Genomic DNA, 18,296 nt, shown 5'->3' with positions numbered 1-18,296 from the left:
GAGCGGGCGGACGATGTCCTCGGGGTGGGACATCATGGAGACGTGCGAGGAGTCGATCTCGACGGTGCGCGACTTGGCGCGCCTGGACTCGAAGCGCTCCAGGTCGGGGGCGATGGCCCGGTCCTGCCGGGAGACGACGAACCACGACGGGATGTCGCGCCAGGCGGCGGCGGTGGCCTTCTCGGCGAACCCGACCTGGGAGACGGGGCGCTGCTCGGCGGCCATCAGCCGGGTGCGGGACTCCGGCAGGTCGGCGGCGAAGACGGCGCGGAACTTCTCGCTCTGGATGTAGAGGTCGACTCCGCCGCCGCCGGTGCCGGTGAAGGGGACGGGGTTGAGCGCGGTGGCGAGGTCACTGCCCGCGAACTTCGTCGACAGTTCGGCCGCGGACTCTCCCACGTCGGGCGCGAACGCCGACACGTAGACCAGAGCCCTGACGTTCGGGTTCCCGGCGGCGGCCTGGGTGATGACGGCTCCGCCGTAGGAGTGGCCGGCCAGCACGATCGGGCCGCTGATGCTCTTGAGCAGACTGGCCACGTAGGCGGCGTCCTCGGTCAGACCGCGCAGCTCGTTGGGCGGGGCGAGGACGGTGAATCCGTCGTCCATGAGGCGCGTGGCGACGTCGTTCCACCCGGAGGCGTCCGCGAACGCGCCGTGCACCAGGACCACCGTCGGCCTCCCGCCGCCGCCCGGCCTGCCGCCGTCCTGGGCGGCCGACGCGGGCGGCGCGGTGGCGGCGACCGCACAGGTCGCGAGCGCCACCACGGCGGCGGAGGAGATCGAACGGCGGGACAGCGATATGCCCATGGTTCCTGCCTTTCAGCGAGGTGAGAGGGGGTTGGAACCACCCTGCTCACACGCTTGTCCGGGCAGCACACCACGCTGCGCACACGGGTGAATCCGCACCGCTGTTCGAGTTTCGGTGCGAGGGCATCCGGTTTCGACGGAGTCCCGCACCATGTCGATCGACGCGGGCGGACCACCGTTCGGCCCAGCGCGTTCAGAGCTCTCCGGACCTGAACCGGGCCGCCTCGTCCTCCAGGTCCGCCAGGTCGGGCGTGCGGTGGCGGATGGCGCTCACCCACTGGTGGACGAGTGCCCAGAGCTCGGCGAGACGACCGGGGACCGGGGCGCCGAGGAGGGTGAGGAGGCCGGTCGCCGCCGGGTCGCCCTCGTCGCAGGCCGGACAGAGAGCGGTCTCCTTGAAGCCGGTCACCTGCTTCCCGGCCTGATTCGGCCAGGAGTGCGGGTAACGGGCGGTCAGGAGGGCCGGGATTCCGCAGCGTCGACAGGGCGGGAGGACGGCGGTGCGGACCATGACGAGGGGACAGGGTTCGTTGGGAGGCGTCATGCCGGACCCACCCCGGCCTCGGCAGCGACACCGGAGGCGGTCCTCGGGGAGTCGCGGCCGCCGCCCCCGGGTGGGAGGGACCCGCCGATCCGGTCGGGCGGCAGCACCTTGACGGTGCGCCCGCCCCGCGCGCGGGCACGGCCCGGGCTGCGGGAGGAGTCCTCGACGGCGTTCATGGCCTTGGTCCTGCCGAAGGTGTTCACCCGTACGGTCTACCCGTCACCGCGCGTGTCGATGACACGGCGGACGGTGCGGTGTGCCGCCGGTCGTCGAAGAGCCGGCCGCGCGCGGGAGTTCCGGCGGAGCGCACCGGGCCGGTCCGCGCCCGGACCGGCGGCGGCGTGTCGCAGGGCGGCGCGGCGGTCACACTACTGCGGAGAAGATCGCGACGGGCAGGACGAGCTGCCCGTGCGACCACCACGCACACCGGAGGCAGTGACCGTGAAGCGCGTCGGCATCATCGGAGTGGGCGAGATCGGCCGGGCCATCGTGACGGGCCTGCGCCACGGGGACGACCCGGGGCCGGAGGTCCTGCTCTCGCCGCGGGGCGCCCGGACCGCGGCCGAGCTGGCCGAGCGGTACCAGGACGTACGGGTGTGCGCCGACAACCAGGAGGTGGTGGACGGCTCCGAGCTGGTGATCATCGCCCTGCGCCGCCAGGACTGGCGCGAGGCGCTGACCGGCCTGCACGTGCCCGACGACCGGGTCGTGGTCAATGTGGTGCCCGGCGTCGGCACCGGGGAGCTGCGCCGGGTGCTGGCCACCGACGCGGCGGTGACCCACGCCATCCCGCTGCCCACCGTGCGCGAGCGCCGCTGCCTGACCGTGGTCCACCCCTCGCACCCCGACGCGGACGCCTTGTTCGAGCGGTTGGGCGGGGCGCTCCCGGTCGCGGACGAGGTCGCGCTCAGCGTCCTGTCCGCACTGACCTCGACCCAGACCACCCACTACGCGTTCCTCACCACGCTCGTCTCCTGGGCCGTCGACCAGGGCATTCCCGCCGGGGACGCCGACCGCTTCGTCCGGGGCATCTACCAGGACGTCGGCCGCTCGCTCGGCGACGGGACCCGCTCGCTGGAGCGCCTCGCGGCCGAGCACGAGACCCCGGGCGGGAGCAACGAGCGCATCCGCACCAGCTGGTTCGACCAGGCCAACTCCGGGGCCCTGCGCACCGCCCTCGACGGCCTGGTCGGCGACCTGCGCACCGGCCACCGGTAGGCCGGGAACCCCGGAATCCCGCGATCCGTCGGCCCCCGCGGGAGCCGGCGGATCGGGGCTCGGCCGGGTCGCGGCGTATCACGTCCGGCTGACGACCGTTAGCATGACGGGTATGGCGCCGGTGATTGGCGTCGGTTCGCACAGATTCCACAGTGGTGTCGAGGAGTTGACGATGAGTCGCGCATTCCCTCTGTTCCGGACGACCGATCCCGTCCCCGAGGAGGAGCGACGCACCATCCTCGCCGCACCGGGGTTCGGCAAATTCTTCTCCGACCACATGGCCACGGCCACCTGGACTCCCGCCGAGGGCTGGCACGACCGCAAGGTCACCGCGCTGGTGCCGTACTCGCTGCACCCGAGCGCCGCCGTGCTGCACTACGCCCAGGAGATCTTCGAGGGGCTCAAGGCCTACCGCCACGCCGACGGCAGCGTCTGGCTGTTCCGCCCGGAGTTCAACGCCCGCCGCTTCGCCCGCTCCGCCGAGCGGCTCGCCCTGCCGGTGCTGTCGGAGGAGGACTTCCTCGACAGCATCGGGGAGCTGGTCCGCGCGGACGAGGCGTGGGTGCCGGACTCCGCCGACGAGAAGAGCCTCTACCTGCGGCCGTTCATGTTCGCCTCGGAGGCCTTCCTCGGCGTCCGGCCCGCCGAGCAGATCGCCTACTCGGTCATCGCCAGCCCGGCCGGCCCCTACTTCGCCGGCGGCGTCACCGGTATCACGCTCTGGGTCAGCAGCAACTACACCCGCGCCGGGCGGGGCGGCACCGGCGCCGCCAAGTGCGGCGGCAACTACGCCTCCAGCCTGGCCGCGCAGTTGGAGTCCCGCAAGCACGGCTGCGACCAGGTGCTGTTCCTGGACGACACCGGCGGCGAGGGCGACCTGGAGGAGTCCGGCACGATGAACCTGTGCCTGGTCACCTCGGCCGGCGAGCTGGTCACCCCCGCGCTGGGCAACATCCTCGACGGAGTCACCCGGGACTCGATCCTGGCGCTGGCGGGCGAGTTCGGGCTGACCCCGGTGGAGCGCCCGATCACCCTCTCCGAGCTGCGGGCCGGCGCCGCCGACGGCACGATCACCGAGGTGTTCGCCGCCGGGACGGCCGCGGTGGTCACCCCGATCGTCGGATTCAAGGGCGAGGGCTACGAGTTCACCGTCGGCACCGGCTCGCCCGGCAAGCAGACCGTCGCGATCCGCGAGCACATGCTGGACATCCAGTACGGACGCGCCGAGGACGTCCACGGCTGGATGCGGCGGGTGGTCTGACCCCCCCGGGGCGGCCCGAACGGGCCGCCCGACCCGCCGGGGCCGACCGGCGCCGGGGCCTGTTCGGCTCCAGCGCCCGCCCAACTCCCGGGCCCGCTCAGCTCTTGAGCCGGCCCGACTCCTCCTCGGGCACGACGACCTCGCGCTTGAGGATCTTTCCGGTCGGCCCCTTGGGCAGCACGTCGACCGTCCAGACCAGCCGCGGGTACTTGTACGGCGCCACCCGCTCCCGGACGAAGCCGCGGATCTCCTCCGGGGTCGCCGAGGCGCCCGCGCGCAGGACCACGGCGGCGGCCACCTCCTGGCCGAGCGTGGGGTGGGGGACGCCGATCACCGTGGCCTCGGCGACCGCCGGGTGCTCGTACAGCACGTCCTCCACCTCCCGCGGGTAGACGTTGAAGCCACCGCGGATCACGACGTCCTTGCGGCGGTCGACGATCCGGAAGTCGCCCCGCTCGTCGCGGGTGCCGAGGTCCCCGGTGTGCAGCCAGCCGTCCCGGACGGTCTGCGCGGTGGTGTCGGGGCGGCGCCAGTAGCCCTTCATCACGTTGTGGCCCCGGATCACCACCTCGCCGACCGTGCCGTCCGGCACCTCGGTGCCCGACTCGTCGACGATGCGCATCCGCACGCCCTCGATCGGGATGCCGATGGTGCCCGCGATCCGCTCCCGGTCGCTCCGGTTGGCGCAGGCCAGCGGCGAGGACTCGGACAGCCCGTAGCCCTCCAGCACCACGCAGTCGAAGCCGGTCTCGAAGCCGCGCAGCACCTCCGGCGGCATCGACGCGCCGCCGCCCAGGCACACCCGCAGCGAGGAGACGTCGTACCCGGCGCGCTGCGGGTGGGTCAGCATCAGGGTGTACATGGTCGGGACGCCGAGGAAGACGCTCACCCGGTCGCGCTGGATCACCGCGAGCGCGGCCTGCGGGTCGAAGCGCCGCACCAGGGTCATGCAGGCCCCGACGGCCACCGCGCAGTTGAGGCCGATCACCTGGCCGAAGGAGTGGAACAGCGGCAGCCCGCCGAAGATCACGTCCCGCTCGACCATCCCCAGCACCTGGACGCCGGCCCGGACGTTGGCCACGATGTTGCGGTGGGTCAGTTCGGCGCCCTTGGGCGCCCCGGTGGTGCCGGAGGTGTAGAGGATGACCGCGGTGTCCTCTCCCCCGCGTCCCGCGGTCCGCGGCGGGCCGTCCGGCTGTTCCGCGAGCGTCGCGGCGAGCGCGGAGGGCTCGACCGGGACCAGCCGGGTGCCGGTGCGCCGCGCGCCCTCGACCGCCTGCTCGGTGCCCGCGTGCCAGGCGAGCAGCACGGCCGCCCCGGCGTCGGCGAGGCAGTGCTCGATCTCCCGGGCCTTGAGCAGCGGGTTCATCGGGACGACCACCGCCCCGGCGCGCAGGATGCCGTAGTACAGCACCGCGAACTGCGGCACGTTGGGCAGCAGCACGGCGACCCGGTCGCCGGGCGCGACGCCGAGCCCGGCCAGCCAGTGCGCGGCCCGGGCGCTGGCCGCGTCCAGGTCGGCGAAGCTCAGCACCTCCTCGTCGAGCCGCAGGACGGGGTGCTCCGGGCAGCGCGCGGCGGTCGCGGTGAGCAGGTCGGGAATGCCGTGCGGGTCGCCGGGGAGGCCGGGCGGCCGGCCGGGGCCGCCGTGCGGCGCGTCGGCGTTTCTGTCGGACGGGTCGGGGACGGCGGGCATGCGGGCGCTCCTCGGGGCGGCGGGGCTCGGTCTCATCGTCATACGGTCGGTCGGACGCCGCCGCGCGGCGCGGCGCTCTCGCCGGTGCGCTCACCGACGCCCTCGCCGGCGCCCGAAGCGACGCCGGCGGCGGCGGCGAGCATCCACGGCGCGATCCGCTCCACCAGCCCGCGGTTGTGCCGGATCCAGCGGAAGTGGTCCAGCGGGCGGCCGTCCGCCTGTTCGGCGGTGTAGCTCCAGCGCTCCACCCGGGCCGAGGGCAGCTTGGCGCACAGGTGGTCGACGGCCCGCGGCGGCGCGAGCTCGTCGCCCTGCACGTCCACGGCCAGCACCGGCAGGTCGACCCGGGCCAGCGCCCGTTCGTAGTCGGTGACCGCGCCGCGCACCCGGTAGCGGCCGGTGCGCATCTGCCGCGCCCAGTCCCGCATCAGCCGGGCCGACTCGCGGCCGCCGAACCCGAACCGCTCGCCCGGCCAGTACCCGACCACCGCCGAGGCGACGATCGAGAACTGGCTCAGTGCCAGCCGTCGCAGGCCCGCCCGCGGGCCGAAGGTCCGGTACCAGGCCGATCCGCTGGCCACCAGCACCGCGCCGGCGAGCCGGGGCCGGAAGACGCCGCAGTGCACCAGGCCCAGCTGCCCGCCCAGGCTGTGCCCGAGCAGGAGGCGCGGCGCGCCCGGGAACGCCCCGGCGACCGCGTCGAGCACCGCCCCGAAGTCGTGCTCGACCAGCTCGCGGAAGCCGAAGGCGACCCCGTGCCGCGGCACCGGCCGGCTCTCGCCGTGGCCGCGCAGGTCGCAGGTGGCCACGCTCAGGCCGGCCGCGTGCAGGGCGCGGACCAGCGGGGTGTAGTGCCGGGCGGCCGTTCCCATCGCCGGCAGGACGATCACCACCGGGGCGGCCGGTTCGGGCCGGGCCAGTGCCCGGACGGTGAGCCGGGCCCCGTCGGGCGCGGCGATCTCGGCGATCACGGGGAACCGGGGGGTCTTCACGGCCGCGCCTCCCGGTCGGCGCCGGCGCCCGGCCGCCAGCCGATCACCCCGGCGCCCCAGGTGATGCCCGCGCCGAAGGCGGCGAGGCCGAGCAGCTTCGGGCCGTCCAGCAGGCCCTCCTCGCGGGCGTGGGTCAGGCCCAGCGGGATCGAGGCCGCCGAGGTGTTGGCGACCCGGTGGACGTTCAGGTAGAGCCGCTCCGGGGGCAGCCCCACCTCCTTGCCGACCGCGCGCACGATCCGGGCGTTGGCCTGGTGGGCGACGAACAGGTCGAGGTCCTCGCAGGTCAGGCTGCGCCGGGCGAGCACGTCCCGGGTGGCGGCGGACATCTTCTCCACCGCGTGGTCGAACACCTCCCGGCCGTCCATCCGCAGCTTGCGGTCGTCCCGGTCGGCGTACAGCAGCGGGATCTGCTCGCCGTCGCTGCCGAGCGAGAAGCACGGTTCGGGCGCGCCGGGCACGTCGGCGACCACGGCGGCGCCGGCGCCGTCGGCCAGCAGCACCGCGGTGCCGCGGTCCTCGTGGTCGGTGATCCGGGTCAGCGCGTCGGCGCCGCAGACCAGCACCGCCCCGGCCCGGCCGGTCTCGATCAGCGCGGCGGCGTGGTCCAGGCCGTAGACGAACCCGGCGCAGGCCGCGTGCAGGTCGAAGGCGGTGGCCTGCGGCGTCCCGAGCCGGGCGGCGACCTCCACCGCCACCCCGGGGGTGACCCGGTCGGGGGTGATGGTGGCGACCACGACGTGCCGGATGCTCGCGGCGGTGCGCCCGGCGCTGCGCAGCGCCTGCTCGGCGGCGGCCACCACGAGGTCGGCGAGCCGGCCGTCCGGCGCGAGGAAGCGGCGCTCCTCGATGCCGGTCCGTTTGACGATCCACTCCGGGGAGGCGCCGATCCGCTCGAAGTAGGCGTTGGGGACGACGCGTTCGGGCAGTGCCGCGCCCACGCCCACGATGGCGGCCGTCATGCCGCGCCCCCTTCCGCGAAGGCCGGGCCGGTGCCCATCCGGACGGCGTGCATCCCGCCGTCCGCGTGCAGGATCTCCCCGCTGACGGTGGCCGCGAGGTCGGAGAGCAGGAACAGCACCGGTCCGACCACCACGGCCGGATCGCTGCGGTCCCAGCCGAGCGGGGCCTCGGCCTGCCAGCGGTCGGCGATCCGGTCGAAGGTGCTGATCGCCTGCCCGGCGACGGTCTCCACCGGGCCGGCCGCCACCAGGTTGACCCGGATGCCGGACGGCCCGAGGTACATCGCCAGGTAGCGGCAGACCGCGCCGAGGGCCGCCTTGCTCACGCCCATCCAGTCGTAGCCGGCCCAGGCGCCGCTGGCGTCGAAGTCCAGCCCGACGACGCTGCCGCGCCGTCCGCCGGCGGTGAGCAGCGGGGCGAGCGCGGTGGCCAGCGAGTGCAGGGAGACGGCGGCGGTGTGCAGCGCCTGTCCGGCGGCCTCGGGCGGGGTGGTGAGGAAGTTGCCGCTCAGCGCCGTCTGCCGCGCGGCGGCGACGGCGTGCAGCACGCCGTCGACCCCGCCCCAGCGCTGCTCCAGTTCCTTGACCAGCCGGGCGAAGTCCTCGGGCCGGGTGACGTCCAGTTCCAGCACCTCGGTGGGGCGGGGCAGGACGTCCGCCGCCTTCTCGGTGATCCGCCGGGCCCGGCCGAAGCCGGTGAGCAGGACCTCCGCGCCCGCCTCCTGGAGCGCCCTGGCGGTGTGCCAGGCGATGGAGTCCTGGTTGAGCACCCCGGTGATCAGATAGCGGCGTCCGTGGAAGCCGAGCATCACTCCTGGCCTTTCGTCGTACCGATCGCGTCGGCTGCCGCCAGCACCAGGGCCGCGTTGTGTCCGCCGAACCCGAAGGAGGTGGAGAGCCCCGCCCGGCGGCCGCCGGGCAGGGTGGGGGCGGCGAGCGCGGTGGCGCGGTGGATCAGGTTCAGCGGGCCGAGCTTCTCGTCGGGCTCGCGCAGCCCGACGGTGGGCGGGGCGGTGGCGTGGCGCAGCGCCTGCAGGGTGGCGATGGCCTCGACCGCGCCGGCCGCGCCGAAGAGGTGGCCGGTGCAGGACTTGGTGGAGGACAGCGGAATCCCTTCCAGGGCCGGTCCGAGGGCCAGCCGCAGCGCCTCGCACTCCGAGCGGTCGTTGAGGACGGTGCCGGTGCCGTGCGCGTTGAGGTAGCCGAGCTGTCCGGGGGTGACCCCGGCCGCGTCGAGCGCCAGGGTGACGGCGCGGGCCGCGGGCTCGCCGGTCGGGTCCGGGGCGGTGAGGTGGTGGGCGTCGCAGGTGGCGCCGTAGCCGAGCACCTCGCCGAGCACGGTGGCGCCCCGGGCGGCGGCTCCCGCGGCCGTTTCCAGCACCAGGATTCCGGCGCCCTCGCCGATCAGCAGGCCGTCCCGGTCGCGGTCGAAGGGCACCGAGCGGCCGCTCTCGGACAGCGCGCCGGCGGTCCGGAAGGCGGCCCGCACCAGGTCGGAGGTGGAGGCCTCGGCACCGCCGACCACCACCGCGTCGGCGGCGCCGGCGGCGAGCAGCAGCAGGGCGGTGCCGATCGCCTGGGTCGCGCTGCTGCATGCCGAGGCCAGGCAGAGCGCCTCGCCCCGGAAGCCGTACCGCTGGGCGATCTGCGAGGCTCCGGCGTTGGCCATCATGGCGGGCACCATGAGCGGGGAGACGAAGTCGCCGCCCTGCTGCCGGAGCACCTCGGCCTGGCTCTCGAAGCTCGCCGTCCCGCCGAGCGCGCAGCCGACCACGCAGGCGACCCGCTCGGCGGGGTAGGGCGGCGGGCCGTCCGTCCATCCCGCCTGGGCCAGGGCCTCGGCGGCGGCCACGAGCGCGAGCTGGGTGAAGCGGTCGGTGCGGCGGATCTGCTGGCGCGACAGGTGGTCGGCGGGCCGGAAGTCCCGGCACAGCCCGAGCCCGTCGGCGAGCCCGCTCTCGCCGGCCACCGCGCGCCGGTGCAGCTCGTCGGCGCCGACGCCCAGCGGGGTCACCGCGCCCAGGCCCGTGACGACGGCCCGGGGCGTCACTCCAGCCCGGCCTTGTGGCGGCACAGGGCGAGCACCTCGCCGACGGTGTACAGCTGGTCGAAGTCCTTGGGCTTCACCGGGATGCCCAGCTGCTTGCGGATGGACTGGCTGAGCTCGACCATGTCGAGCGAGTCGATCTCCAGCTCGTCCAGGGCGGCGTCGTCGACGATGCCCTCGCGTTCGACGCCGAGGTCGACCAGGGCGTCGACGACGAAGTTCTCGATGGCGGTGCGGTCCAGTGTGTCGGGCATGGCTCTCCTCGTCCGCGCGGGGCGGCGGTGGCGGTGCGGTGGACGTACGGGCGGTGCCGTGGGGGCGGTGGCCGGGGACGGCGCGCAGGGGCGGTGGGCTCAGGCCGTGGTGCCGGCCTTGCTCGCGTGGTACGGGGCCCAGTGCCACTGGCGCCAGTAGCTCTCGGCGATGTCCAGCCACTGCTCCAGCCGGGCCGCGTCGTCCAGGAAGCGGTTGGCGCTGACCACCAGCCAGCTGTAGACGGCCTGGCTGTCCCGGCAGCCGCCGCAGTCGCCGGAGGTGCAGCAGAACTGGAGCGACTCGTAGTCGGCGCCCCAGACGTTGAAGCCGGGGATGACCGGGTTGCCGTTGGCGACGCGGTCCTCGTGCTCGGGGGCGTCGACGCTGAGGCTGGGGCAGACGTCGTAGCCGAAGCGGCCGCCCCAGTGCGTCCGGCCGGTCACCAGGGTCCGGATGAAGTACGGGTGGCTCACCACCGCGTGCGGGTAGAGGTCCTTGACCCGCTGCGCCTCGTCCAGCACCCGCTGCTCGTTGGCGATCTTCAGCGGGGTCTCGGTGCCGTGCTCGCTGTAGAAGTTGAAGGTGACGATGTTGCCGTTCTCGGCGATCTTCCGCACGGTGGGCTCGATGTGCTCGACCCCGGCCTCGGAGAGCGCGTAGATGAACAGCACCCGCTGGTCCTCGCGGTAGTGCTTGAGCGCGGTGTCGAACAGGCCGGTGAACTTGGAGCCGTTGACCCGGATCGCGCGCAGGTCGTCGTCGAGCGGGCCGCCGCCGAAGATGCTGACCGCGATGGCGATCTTCTCGAAGCCCTGCTTGGGCATCGGGCGCAGGCCGTTGGTGGAGATGGTGATGTACGGCAGCTGTTCGACGAAGGCCTCGACCCGGCGCGGGACGAGGGTGGGCTCGCCGCCGATCAGGGTGGCCTGGTTGACGCCGTCGTCGGCCAGCTTGCGGGCGAAGGCCCGGATGCGGTCCAGGTCGGAGAGTTCCTTGACGGCCGTGTCGAAGCCGCCCTCGAAGTACCAGCAGCCCTTGCAGCGGATGTTGCAGGTGTTGGTGAGGTGGACCTCGCAGGACCGGACCTCGCGCCCCAGCCGGCGCAGCCGGTGCAGGCGTTCGGCCAGGTCGGGCCGGTCGGCGAGGAGTTCGGCGGTTCGCGCCTTGGCCTCGCGCCGGCTCAGCGGGCGCTGTTCGATGGTGACGGGTGTTGCCATGGCGGTGGGCTCCTCGGGAGTCGCGGGATCGGCGTGCTGCTGCGACTGCTACTCCGGGACGCGCAGACCCAGGTTCTTGATGCGCGGGGTGACCTTCTCCCGCCACAGGTCGCAGGCCTGGCCGTTGGTGGTCTGTCGCAGGCCGAAGCGGACGGCCAGCCTGGCGCGCTCGGAGCGCGGGCTGCCGAAGATCCGGATGAAGGTCGGCCACAGCCGGTCCAGGGCCTGCTGGAGTTGCTCGCGGCCGTCGTCGGTGGCGGCGAGGTTGCGGCACACCCGGGCGCCGTGGGCGATGTGCACCTTCTCGTCGAGGATGATGGTGCGCACCGCGTCGGCCCAGGGGCGGTAGCTGCTCTGCGCGAACTCGGAGATCATCACCATGGCCGTCTCCTCCCCGATGTAGGAGAAGATCCCGCGCTCGGCCCAGGTGGTGCAGTTGTGGAACTCCTGGGCCCGGAACAGGTTCCGCTCGGCCAGGGTCTGCTTCTCCATGTAGCCGGTGTCCACGCCGATCTCGGCGAGGACCCGCTTGCCGATCTTGTAGTGGTCGTACTCCTCGGCGGCGCGCTCGGCGCAGACCTGCCGCTCCTCCGCGTCGGGGGCCAGCGGCAGGAAGACCTGCACGTAGTCGTCGCCGCCGGAGAGCTCGCCCTCGGTGTTGACCACCATGCCGCGGATCGCGATCTCCCGGTACTCCTCCGGCATCGCGAGGAACTCGTCGGGCGTGCGGACCACCACCGCCTCGTCGTCCAGAATGGAAATCCCCATGGCACAACACCCCGTCTCTGAAGCAGGAATCCGAAGCAGGACATGGTCGGGTGGGAGCGGCCGGGGCGGTTTCCACCGAGGCTCTCGATGACGACCACAAGGAAAAGGACGCCGCCCCCCAGCGGCCGGCGGAGCCCCGTGGCGGCTCCGCTGAACTTCCTCGGAGCGTAGGTGCTGCATTTTGGGCCGAACAAGGTCCCTCACGAATCGTGCCGAACGGATTCGGCCACCCGACACCGTCGGAGGGACTGTTCCGGCCATCGCGACACCGGCGCGACATGCGCAATTATCGTTCCCGAAACGGATCTTGGCGGTTGACCACGGAAAACGAAGCTGGCCGGAAGCAGGCCTGGACCACTCCGGGCGTACCGCCGGGCCGACGGTTACGCTGACCCCCATGACCACCGACTCGAACACGGCGGTCGCCACCGTCGACGTCCTCCTGGGCCCCGACCGGCTCAATGAGCTGATCACCGACCAGTTCCCCGACTACGCCGCCTGCCGGGTGACCGACGTGGACGGCCACGCCCTGACCATGGCGGTGGACGGCGACCGGCTGCGCACCCGCCCGGGCGGCACCGTCTCGGGCCCGGAGCAGGCCGGGCTGTGCGACCTGGCCGCGTTCCTCCTGATCAACGCCCGGCTCGGGCCCACCCTGATGGCGCTGACCAGCTCGCTGCAGATCAGCTTCCTCAACCGGCCGCGCCCCGGGGCACTGCGCGTGCACGCCAGGACGGCCAAGTTCGGGCGCCGGCTGTGCGTGGTCCTGGCCGAGCTGCTGGACGCCGACGGCGTCCTGGTGGCCAGCGCCACGCTGACCTACGCGATTCCGCAGGCCCGGCCCGGGACGGTCTGACAGCCCCCTCCTCGGCGCCCCTTCTCGGCGCACTCCTTCTCCGCACGCCGGTTCCCCGCGCTCCGACCCTCCGCACCCCGACCCTCCGCACGCCGGCTCTCCTCGCACCGGTTTCGCCCTGCCGCCGTTCCGGCCCCGGCGGCCGGACGAATCCGACATTCCGAATACGGGGTGGGGTATATTGACAGGGCGGCCCCACCCCTGGGGGCCCGGAGAACGGAGAACGAGATGTGCCGACGAGTCGCCTGCCGCACCTGCGGGAAGCCGACCTTCGCCGGGTGCGGGATGCACGTGGAGCAGGTCCTGGCCGGGGTGCCCGCGTCCGCCCGCTGCGACTGCGCCGCCCGGGACAGCGCGGGCAAGGGCTGGTTCGGCAGGCTCCTCGGCCGCCGCTGACCCCCGCGCCGCCCACCCCGCCTGTCTGTCCGTACGCCAACAACTGGCCAGAGTGGCGCGAAAGATGACAGTAAGTCGGCCGAGTGCGCGATCTTTTGGACAGGAAATGATCTAAGCATTGATCTGGAACCCGTTCACCCTCTAGGTTGCGGTGCAATGTCACACTGAACCGCCATATATGGCGTGCCCGGGGGGACCACGGTGCCGGACACCGCATTGGAAGCAACGCACCAGACCGCGAGCAAGCTGCCCCGGGTCTTCTACCGGCTGGCCGCGGGCGACGCCCTGAACATGTACGGGAGCCAGCTCGACCTGGTCGCGCTGAGCCTGTTCGCCTACGAGGCCGCCGGCAACGCCCTCGGCACGGCCGGGTACCTGGTCCTGCGACTGGGCGGCGGCCTCGTCGGCGGGCTGGTCGCCGGACGGCTGGTGGCCCGGCTGGAGCGACGGCGGCTGATGACGGGCTGCGCCCTGGCCCAGGCGCTGGCACTGGTCGTCGTCGCCCTCGTCCCGGCCTCGATGCGCATCCCCGTGCTCTACCCGCTCGCCCTGGTCCTCGGCGGCGCCGCCGCGGTGGCCTCCGTCGCGCTGCGGACCAGCATCCCCGAGATGGTCGGTGCCGAACGCCGCGCCCGGGCCAACAGCCTGATGGCGAGCTGCCGTTCGACGGCGATGGTGCTCGGCTTCGCCTCCGCGGGCGTGGTGGTGGCCTGGGCCGGATTCCGGGCCGCGCTGCTCATCGACGCGGCCAGCTTCGCCCTGTTCGGGGCGCTGGTGGTCCGGCTGCCCCTGCCCACCCGGGCCGCCCCGGCGGAGGAGCCCGAGACCCGGCCGGAGGAACCCGCCCCGGCAGCCGGGAAGCGCGGCCCCCGGTGGCAGGCACTGGTCGTCCTGCGGGCCGCTCCGGTGGTGGGCGCCATGGCGGGGATCCGACTGCTGGACGCCTTCGGCTCCGCCGCCCACAACATCAGCCTGCCGGTCTTCGCCAACCTGTCCTCCCCCGACAACCCGGCCGCACTGCTCGGCACCTTCTGGGCCACCTGGGCGATCGGCAACCTCGGCGCCCAGCAACTGGTCTCCCGGTTCATGCTGCGCCGGGGCATCGAGCCCGGCGAGCGCGGCTTCGCGCTGGGCACCTGCCTGATGTCCGCCTGCTTCATCCTGGTCTTCACCGACCTCCCGACCCCGCTCTTCCTGCTGGTCGCGATCGGCGCCGGCCTCGGCGACGGCTTCACCGAGATCTCCTACACCACCCGGATCCAGGCCCTCGCCGACGAGCGGCGCGGCGAGGCCTTCGGCATCCTCGCGTCCGCCGAGAACGTCGGCATGGGCACCGGGATGCTGCTGAGCGGCTCACTGCTGGCGGTGGTCAGCCCGCTGACCGTGGTCGGGGTCTCGCACGCCGTCCCGATCGTGCTGGCGCTCGCCTTCCTCGTCCTGGTCGCCCGCACCCGCCGCCGCCGCTGAGCGGCCCGCCCGCCGGCCCCCGCCACCACCCCGGCGTCCCGCGCCGTACGCGACACCGGCCCGACGCACCACTTCCGCGACACCCCCACGCCGCACGCGACACCGCTCCTTCGCACCACCCTCCGGCGCCCGCGCCGTAGGCGACACCGAGCTTTCCCTCGCACTCCCCGGCGCCCCCGCGCCGTACGCGCCACCCGTCTCCGCTCCCCTCCCTGACCCGGGGCGGCCCACACCCGCGCCCCGGCACCGATCCGAAAGGTGCCGAACGTCATGAGCCCCACCGGTCCCGACCACGGCCGGCTGCGAACCCTGGAAGCCCGACTGCTGCTGCGCCCCGAGATCGCGGACTGCGCGCTGCTGCCCGTCGAGCACGGGAACGGCCGCCCAGGCCTGCGGGCCTACCTGGTGCCCGCCGTCGACGGCGATCCCGAGGCCCTGCGCCGCCGGGCCGCCGCGGCGCTGCTGGACGCCGACCCGAGCGCCGAGGTGCACCTCCTGGACGGCATCGTCCGCACCCCCGAGGGCGAACCCGACGCCGCCGCCCTGGCCGCGGCGCTCACCCGGGCGCCGGCCGCGCCCGGCCCCGCCCTGCGCCACCTGCGTGAACTCACCGACCGCTGGCGGCCGTTCGGGGAGGCGTCGGCGACGGCCGGCACCGCCCCGACGGAGCCGGCGGCCTCGCCCGCGGGCCCCGGGACGGAGGCCGTCGGCGCCCCGCTGCCCGCACCCGCGCCGGACGCGCCCCGGACGCTGCCCGAGGCACTGCTGCGCGCCGCCGAGCTGCACCCCGACCGGGGGCTGCACCTGGTCCGGGCGGGCGGCGAGGCGACCCGGCTGACCTACCGTCAACTCCTCGCCCGGTCGCGCGAGATCCTCACCACCCTGGCCTCCGCCGGAGTGCGGGCCGGGGACCGGGTGATCCTCCAGGTCCCGGAGCCGGAGCTCTACTTCCCCACCCTGTGGGCCTGCCTGCTGGGCGGGGTCCAGCCGGTGACGGTGGCGCGCCCGCCGGACTACCACGAGCGCAACCCCGTCCTGGAGAAGCTCTGGCACGCGTGGCAGACCCTGGAGGAGCCGCCGGTGCTCGCCTGCGGGCCGGCGGTGGACGGCCTGGAGCGGCTCGGGGAGCTGTACCCGGCGCCGGGCCTGCGGGTGATCGCCGTCGACCGGCCCGCCGACGGGCCCGTCGACGGCGACCGGCCGGCGGCCGCCGAACACGCCCCCGCCCCCGGCGACGTCGCGATCCTCCAGCTGTCCTCCGGCAGCACCGGGCGGTCCAAGGCGGTGCAGATCACCCACCGCGGCATCCTGGAGTACACCGCCGGCGCCGTCGCGAACGGCTGCGATCCGGCCGACACCACGGTCAACTGGCTGCCCCTGGACCACGTCGCCGGACTGCTGATGTTCCACCTGCGTGACGTGGTGCTGGCCGCCGACCAGGTGCAGGTGCCCACCGAACTCGTCCTCGCCGACCCGCTGGTCTGGCTGGACGCGCTGGAGCGCTACCGGGGCGCGCACTCCTGGTCGCCCAACTTCGGCTACCGGCTGGTCGCCGAGGCCGTCCGGGCCGCCGGGCCCGGACGCCACTGGGACCTGTCCGCGGTCAAGTCGCTGATCAACGCCGGCGAGCAGTGCACCGAGGCGGTGCTGGACGAGTTCCTGGCCGCCACCGCCCCGTTCGGCGTCCGCCCCGAGCACCTGCTGCTGGGCTGGGGCATGGCCGAGACCTGCACGGTGATCACCTACAAGCGCTACCACGAGGACGGTTCCCGCCGGCTGGTGCGCACCGACTCGCTCAGCGGCCGGCTGGAGCCCGCCGACCCGGACTCGGCCGAGCGCGGCACCGGCTTCCTCAGCATGGGACGGCCCGCGCCCGGCACCCGGATGCGGGTCACCGACGACAACGGGCGGGCGCTGCCCGAGCACTGGGTCGGCCGGCTCCAGGTCCGCTCCGGCCGGGTGACGCCGGGGTACCTGAACAACCCGGCCGCCAACCAGGAGGCCTTCGTCGGCGACGACTGGTTCGACACCGGGGACCTCGCCTTCCTGACCGACGGCGAGGTGGTGCTGACCGGCCGTCGCAAGGAGATCATCATCGTCAACGGCGTGCACTACTTCTGCCACGAGCTGGAGGACGTGGTGGCCTCCGTGGCGGGGGTGCGCTCCGGCCATGTCGCGGCCTTCGGGGTGCCGGACGAACGCACCGGCACCGAGCAGTTGGTGATCGCCTACGTCCAGAGCGACCCGCAGGCCCCCGCGCCGCCCGTCGCCGCCGAGGTGCGGCAGCTGCTGGCGGCCCGCCGACAGCCCGCGCCCGCCCTGGTGCTCCCCGTCCCGGCGGCCGAGTTCCCCCGCACCACCAGCGGCAAGATCCAGCGCACCGCGCTGCGCCGCCGGCTGCTGGACGGCGAACTCGACGACCACGTCGTGGCGCTGGACCTGGCCGAGGCCAACTCCCGGACGCTGCCGGACTGCGTGCGGCGGCTCGGCTGGGAGCCCCGCCCGGTTCCGCAGGCCGTGGCCGCTCCGCTGGCGGACGAAACGATCCTGCTGCTCGGCCCGTCCGGCCCCGGCACCCTCACCGAGGCCCTGGCCGCCGCCCTGCCGAACGCCCTGGTGGTGGACCGGCCGCCGACCACCGACCCCGAGGACTGGCTGCGGGCCCTCGGGGACCGGACGGCCGACCGGCTGGTCTACCTCTGGAGCGCGACGGCCGACGGACCGGACCGGCCGGACGAGGCACTGCTCGCCCTGCTCCGGGCGCTCCCGGCCCGGCCGCCGCTCCGCGAACTGGTCTCCGTCAGCGCCGGGCTGCACGCCGTACTCCCCGGAGAACTCCCCGGGCCCGCGGCCGCGTTGACCGCGGCGCTGACCGCCGGGGCGCGGGCCGAACAACTGGTGCCCGCCGCCCGGCACCTCGACCTGCCGGGCGAGGCACCGGCCGCGGACCAGGCCGCCGCCCTGCTCGCCCTGCTCACCGATCCCCGGCCCGAACCCGAATCCGCCTGGCGCGCCGGCCGCCCCTGGGTCCCCCGGCTGGAGACGGCCGAGGCCGCCTCCGAGCCGTCCGGGGCGGGCTGCTCGCTGCTCACCCCCGGCGCCCGCTACCTCGTCACCGGCGGCCTCGGCGGGATCGCCGCCGAGCTGCTGCCCGGGCTGCTGCGCGAGTACGGCTCCCGACTGCTGATCGTCGGCCGCAGCGACCTGGACGCCCCGACCGCGGAGGCCGCCGAACGCCGGGCCGCACTGCGCCGACTGGCCGCCCAGGGCGGCCAGGTCGGCTACCGACAGGCCGATGTGACGGACCGTCAGCAGTTGGCGGAGGTCGTCGCCGAGGCCGAACGGGAGTGGCAGGCGCCGCTGGACGGCGTGCTCCACCTGGCCGGCGGCTACCGGCTCGCGCTCCTCGCCGACACCGGCACCGAGGGCTGGCGGGAGGCCGTCCGGACCAAGGCCGAGGGCACCGACCACCTCATCGAGCTGGTCAAGGAGCGGCCCGGAGCACAGTTCGTCGCCTTCTCCTCGATGATCGGCCTCCAGGAGGCGGTCGGCTCCACCGGCTACGCCGCCGCCAACCGCTACCTGGAGAGCACCGTCGAGCGGCTGCGCCGCGAGAGCGGCACCCCGGCCTGGACGATCTCCTGGGGCCTGTGGCGCGGGGTCGGCATGAACCGCGACACGGAGAACGAGCAGGCCGCCACCGGCCGGGGCATCGCCGTGCTGAGCGCCGCCCACGGGCGCCGACTGGCCGCCCTGCTGCTGGCCGGCGCCCCGGGCCACCGGTACGCCGGTCCGGACCCGAGCTCCCGC

The 18,296-nt window shown here is 74.3% G+C and carries 17 protein-coding genes; 6 read left to right on the top strand and 11 right to left on the bottom strand.

What is annotated here, in order from left to right; all coding sequences use genetic code 11:
- The 3 genes from ACFVGO_RS37300 to ACFVGO_RS37290 form a co-directional block, all read right to left on the bottom strand.
- Positions 1–807, bottom strand: an 807-nt coding sequence (locus ACFVGO_RS37300) for an alpha/beta fold hydrolase (RefSeq protein ID WP_380636610.1), incomplete at its 3' end; no start/stop codon positions are given.
- Positions 808–1,000: 193 nt separating this feature from the next.
- The gene (locus ACFVGO_RS37295) at positions 1,001–1,351 is read right to left on the bottom strand and encodes a DUF6300 family protein (protein WP_359898419.1); all 351 of its coding nucleotides are present in this window, start codon (positions 1,349–1,351) and stop codon (positions 1,001–1,003) included.
- Positions 1,348–1,554 (bottom strand): hypothetical protein, encoded by a 207-nt coding sequence (locus ACFVGO_RS37290; RefSeq protein ID WP_359898418.1) that lies wholly within the window; start codon positions 1,552–1,554, stop codon positions 1,348–1,350. Before ACFVGO_RS37290 ends, ACFVGO_RS37295 begins: the two co-directional genes overlap by 4 nt.
- Positions 1,555–1,786: 232 nt before the next feature.
- Here ACFVGO_RS37290 and ACFVGO_RS37285 point away from each other — a divergent pair, with 232 nt between their 5' ends.
- Together ACFVGO_RS37285 and ACFVGO_RS37280 are read left to right on the top strand one after the other, a co-directional pair.
- Entirely contained in the window at positions 1,787–2,569 is a 783-nt protein-coding gene (locus ACFVGO_RS37285; RefSeq protein WP_359898417.1) for an NAD(P)-binding domain-containing protein, read from the top strand.
- 172 nt (positions 2,570–2,741) lie between these two features.
- Positions 2,742–3,830: a branched-chain amino acid aminotransferase gene (locus ACFVGO_RS37280; RefSeq protein WP_359898416.1), complete on the top strand. Its 1,089-nt coding sequence runs from the start codon at positions 2,742–2,744 to the stop codon at positions 3,828–3,830.
- Positions 3,831–3,927: 97 nt separating this feature from the next.
- Here the strand turns inward: ACFVGO_RS37280 and ACFVGO_RS37275 are convergent, their stop codons facing one another.
- The 8 genes from ACFVGO_RS37275 to ACFVGO_RS37240 all read right to left on the bottom strand — a co-directional run bounded on the left by ACFVGO_RS37275 (position 3,928) and on the right by ACFVGO_RS37240 (position 11,767).
- Positions 3,928–5,526 carry a long-chain fatty acid--CoA ligase gene (locus ACFVGO_RS37275; RefSeq protein WP_380636607.1) on the bottom strand — a complete coding sequence of 533 codons (1,599 nt, stop codon included), beginning with the start codon at positions 5,524–5,526 and terminating at the stop codon, positions 3,928–3,930.
- A 38-nt stretch (positions 5,527–5,564) separates the two neighbouring features.
- Positions 5,565–6,518, bottom strand: coding sequence for an alpha/beta fold hydrolase (locus tag ACFVGO_RS37270; protein WP_359898414.1), 954 nt, complete (start codon positions 6,516–6,518; stop codon positions 5,565–5,567).
- Entirely contained in the window at positions 6,515–7,480 is a 966-nt protein-coding gene (locus ACFVGO_RS37265; RefSeq protein ID WP_380636604.1) for a beta-ketoacyl-ACP synthase 3, read from the bottom strand. Before ACFVGO_RS37265 ends, ACFVGO_RS37270 begins: the two co-directional genes overlap by 4 nt.
- Positions 7,477–8,289 carry an enoyl-ACP reductase FabI gene (gene fabI, locus ACFVGO_RS37260; protein ID WP_380636601.1) on the bottom strand — a complete coding sequence of 271 codons (813 nt, stop codon included), beginning with the start codon at positions 8,287–8,289 and terminating at the stop codon, positions 7,477–7,479. Before fabI ends, ACFVGO_RS37265 begins: the two co-directional genes overlap by 4 nt.
- A complete protein-coding gene (locus tag ACFVGO_RS37255) occupies positions 8,289–9,530 on the bottom strand; it encodes a beta-ketoacyl-[acyl-carrier-protein] synthase family protein (RefSeq protein WP_380636599.1) in 1,242 nt (413 codons plus the stop codon). The genes fabI and ACFVGO_RS37255 overlap by 1 nt, the downstream gene beginning before the upstream one ends.
- Positions 9,527–9,781: an acyl carrier protein gene (locus tag ACFVGO_RS37250; protein ID WP_359898410.1), complete on the bottom strand. Its 255-nt coding sequence runs from the start codon at positions 9,779–9,781 to the stop codon at positions 9,527–9,529. Before ACFVGO_RS37250 ends, ACFVGO_RS37255 begins: the two co-directional genes overlap by 4 nt.
- A gap of 99 nt (positions 9,782–9,880) precedes the next feature.
- The gene (locus ACFVGO_RS37245; protein ID WP_359898409.1) at positions 9,881–10,999 is read right to left on the bottom strand and encodes a radical SAM protein; all 1,119 of its coding nucleotides are present in this window, start codon (positions 10,997–10,999) and stop codon (positions 9,881–9,883) included.
- Between the two features lie 48 nt (positions 11,000–11,047).
- Positions 11,048–11,767, bottom strand: a complete 720-nt coding sequence (locus ACFVGO_RS37240; protein ID WP_380636595.1) for a Phenylacetic acid catabolic protein — start codon at positions 11,765–11,767, stop codon at positions 11,048–11,050.
- 397 nt (positions 11,768–12,164) lie between these two features.
- On the opposite strand from ACFVGO_RS37240, the gene ACFVGO_RS37235 reads away from it, so the two are divergent.
- The 4 genes from ACFVGO_RS37235 to ACFVGO_RS37220 all read left to right on the top strand — a co-directional run.
- Positions 12,165–12,623, top strand: coding sequence for a PaaI family thioesterase (locus ACFVGO_RS37235; protein WP_380356261.1), 459 nt, complete (start codon positions 12,165–12,167; stop codon positions 12,621–12,623).
- A 228-nt stretch (positions 12,624–12,851) separates the two neighbouring features.
- Complete coding sequence (locus ACFVGO_RS37230) at positions 12,852–13,019, top strand: hypothetical protein (RefSeq protein WP_380636592.1); 168 nt, start codon at positions 12,852–12,854, stop codon at positions 13,017–13,019.
- A gap of 216 nt (positions 13,020–13,235) precedes the next feature.
- Positions 13,236–14,486, top strand: coding sequence for an MFS transporter (locus ACFVGO_RS37225; protein ID WP_380636589.1), 1,251 nt, complete (start codon positions 13,236–13,238; stop codon positions 14,484–14,486).
- A gap of 270 nt (positions 14,487–14,756) precedes the next feature.
- Positions 14,757–18,296 (top strand): SDR family NAD(P)-dependent oxidoreductase (locus ACFVGO_RS37220; protein ID WP_380636587.1); only part of this gene is annotated, 3,540 nt, incomplete at its 3' end.

Source organism: Kitasatospora sp. NPDC057738 (assembly GCF_042798815.1).
Taxonomy (GTDB): Bacteria; Actinomycetota; Actinomycetes; order Streptomycetales; family Streptomycetaceae; genus Kitasatospora; species Kitasatospora lactacystinica.
This window is presented reverse-complemented; position numbering and strand designations above follow the sequence as displayed.

Excerpts from the sequence above, each read along its gene's own strand:
- ACFVGO_RS37275 (WP_380636607.1), bottom strand. The coding sequence starts at position 5,526 with ATGCCCGCCGTCCCCGACCCGTCCGACAGAAACGCCGACGCGCCGCAC.
- ACFVGO_RS37235 (WP_380356261.1), top strand. The coding sequence starts at position 12,165 with ATGACCACCGACTCGAACACGGCGGTCGCCACCGTCGACGTCCTCCTG.
- ACFVGO_RS37245 (WP_359898409.1), bottom strand. The coding sequence starts at position 10,999 with ATGGCAACACCCGTCACCATCGAACAGCGCCCGCTGAGCCGGCGCGAG.
- ACFVGO_RS37280 (WP_359898416.1), top strand. The coding sequence starts at position 2,742 with ATGAGTCGCGCATTCCCTCTGTTCCGGACGACCGATCCCGTCCCCGAG.
- ACFVGO_RS37240 (WP_380636595.1), bottom strand. The coding sequence starts at position 11,767 with ATGGGGATTTCCATTCTGGACGACGAGGCGGTGGTGGTCCGCACGCCC.
- ACFVGO_RS37230 (WP_380636592.1), top strand. The coding sequence starts at position 12,852 with ATGTGCCGACGAGTCGCCTGCCGCACCTGCGGGAAGCCGACCTTCGCC.
- ACFVGO_RS37265 (WP_380636604.1), bottom strand. The coding sequence starts at position 7,480 with ATGACGGCCGCCATCGTGGGCGTGGGCGCGGCACTGCCCGAACGCGTC.
- ACFVGO_RS37295 (WP_359898419.1), bottom strand. The coding sequence starts at position 1,351 with ATGACGCCTCCCAACGAACCCTGTCCCCTCGTCATGGTCCGCACCGCC.
- ACFVGO_RS37250 (WP_359898410.1), bottom strand. The coding sequence starts at position 9,781 with ATGCCCGACACACTGGACCGCACCGCCATCGAGAACTTCGTCGTCGAC.
- fabI (WP_380636601.1), bottom strand. The coding sequence starts at position 8,289 with ATGCTCGGCTTCCACGGACGCCGCTATCTGATCACCGGGGTGCTCAAC.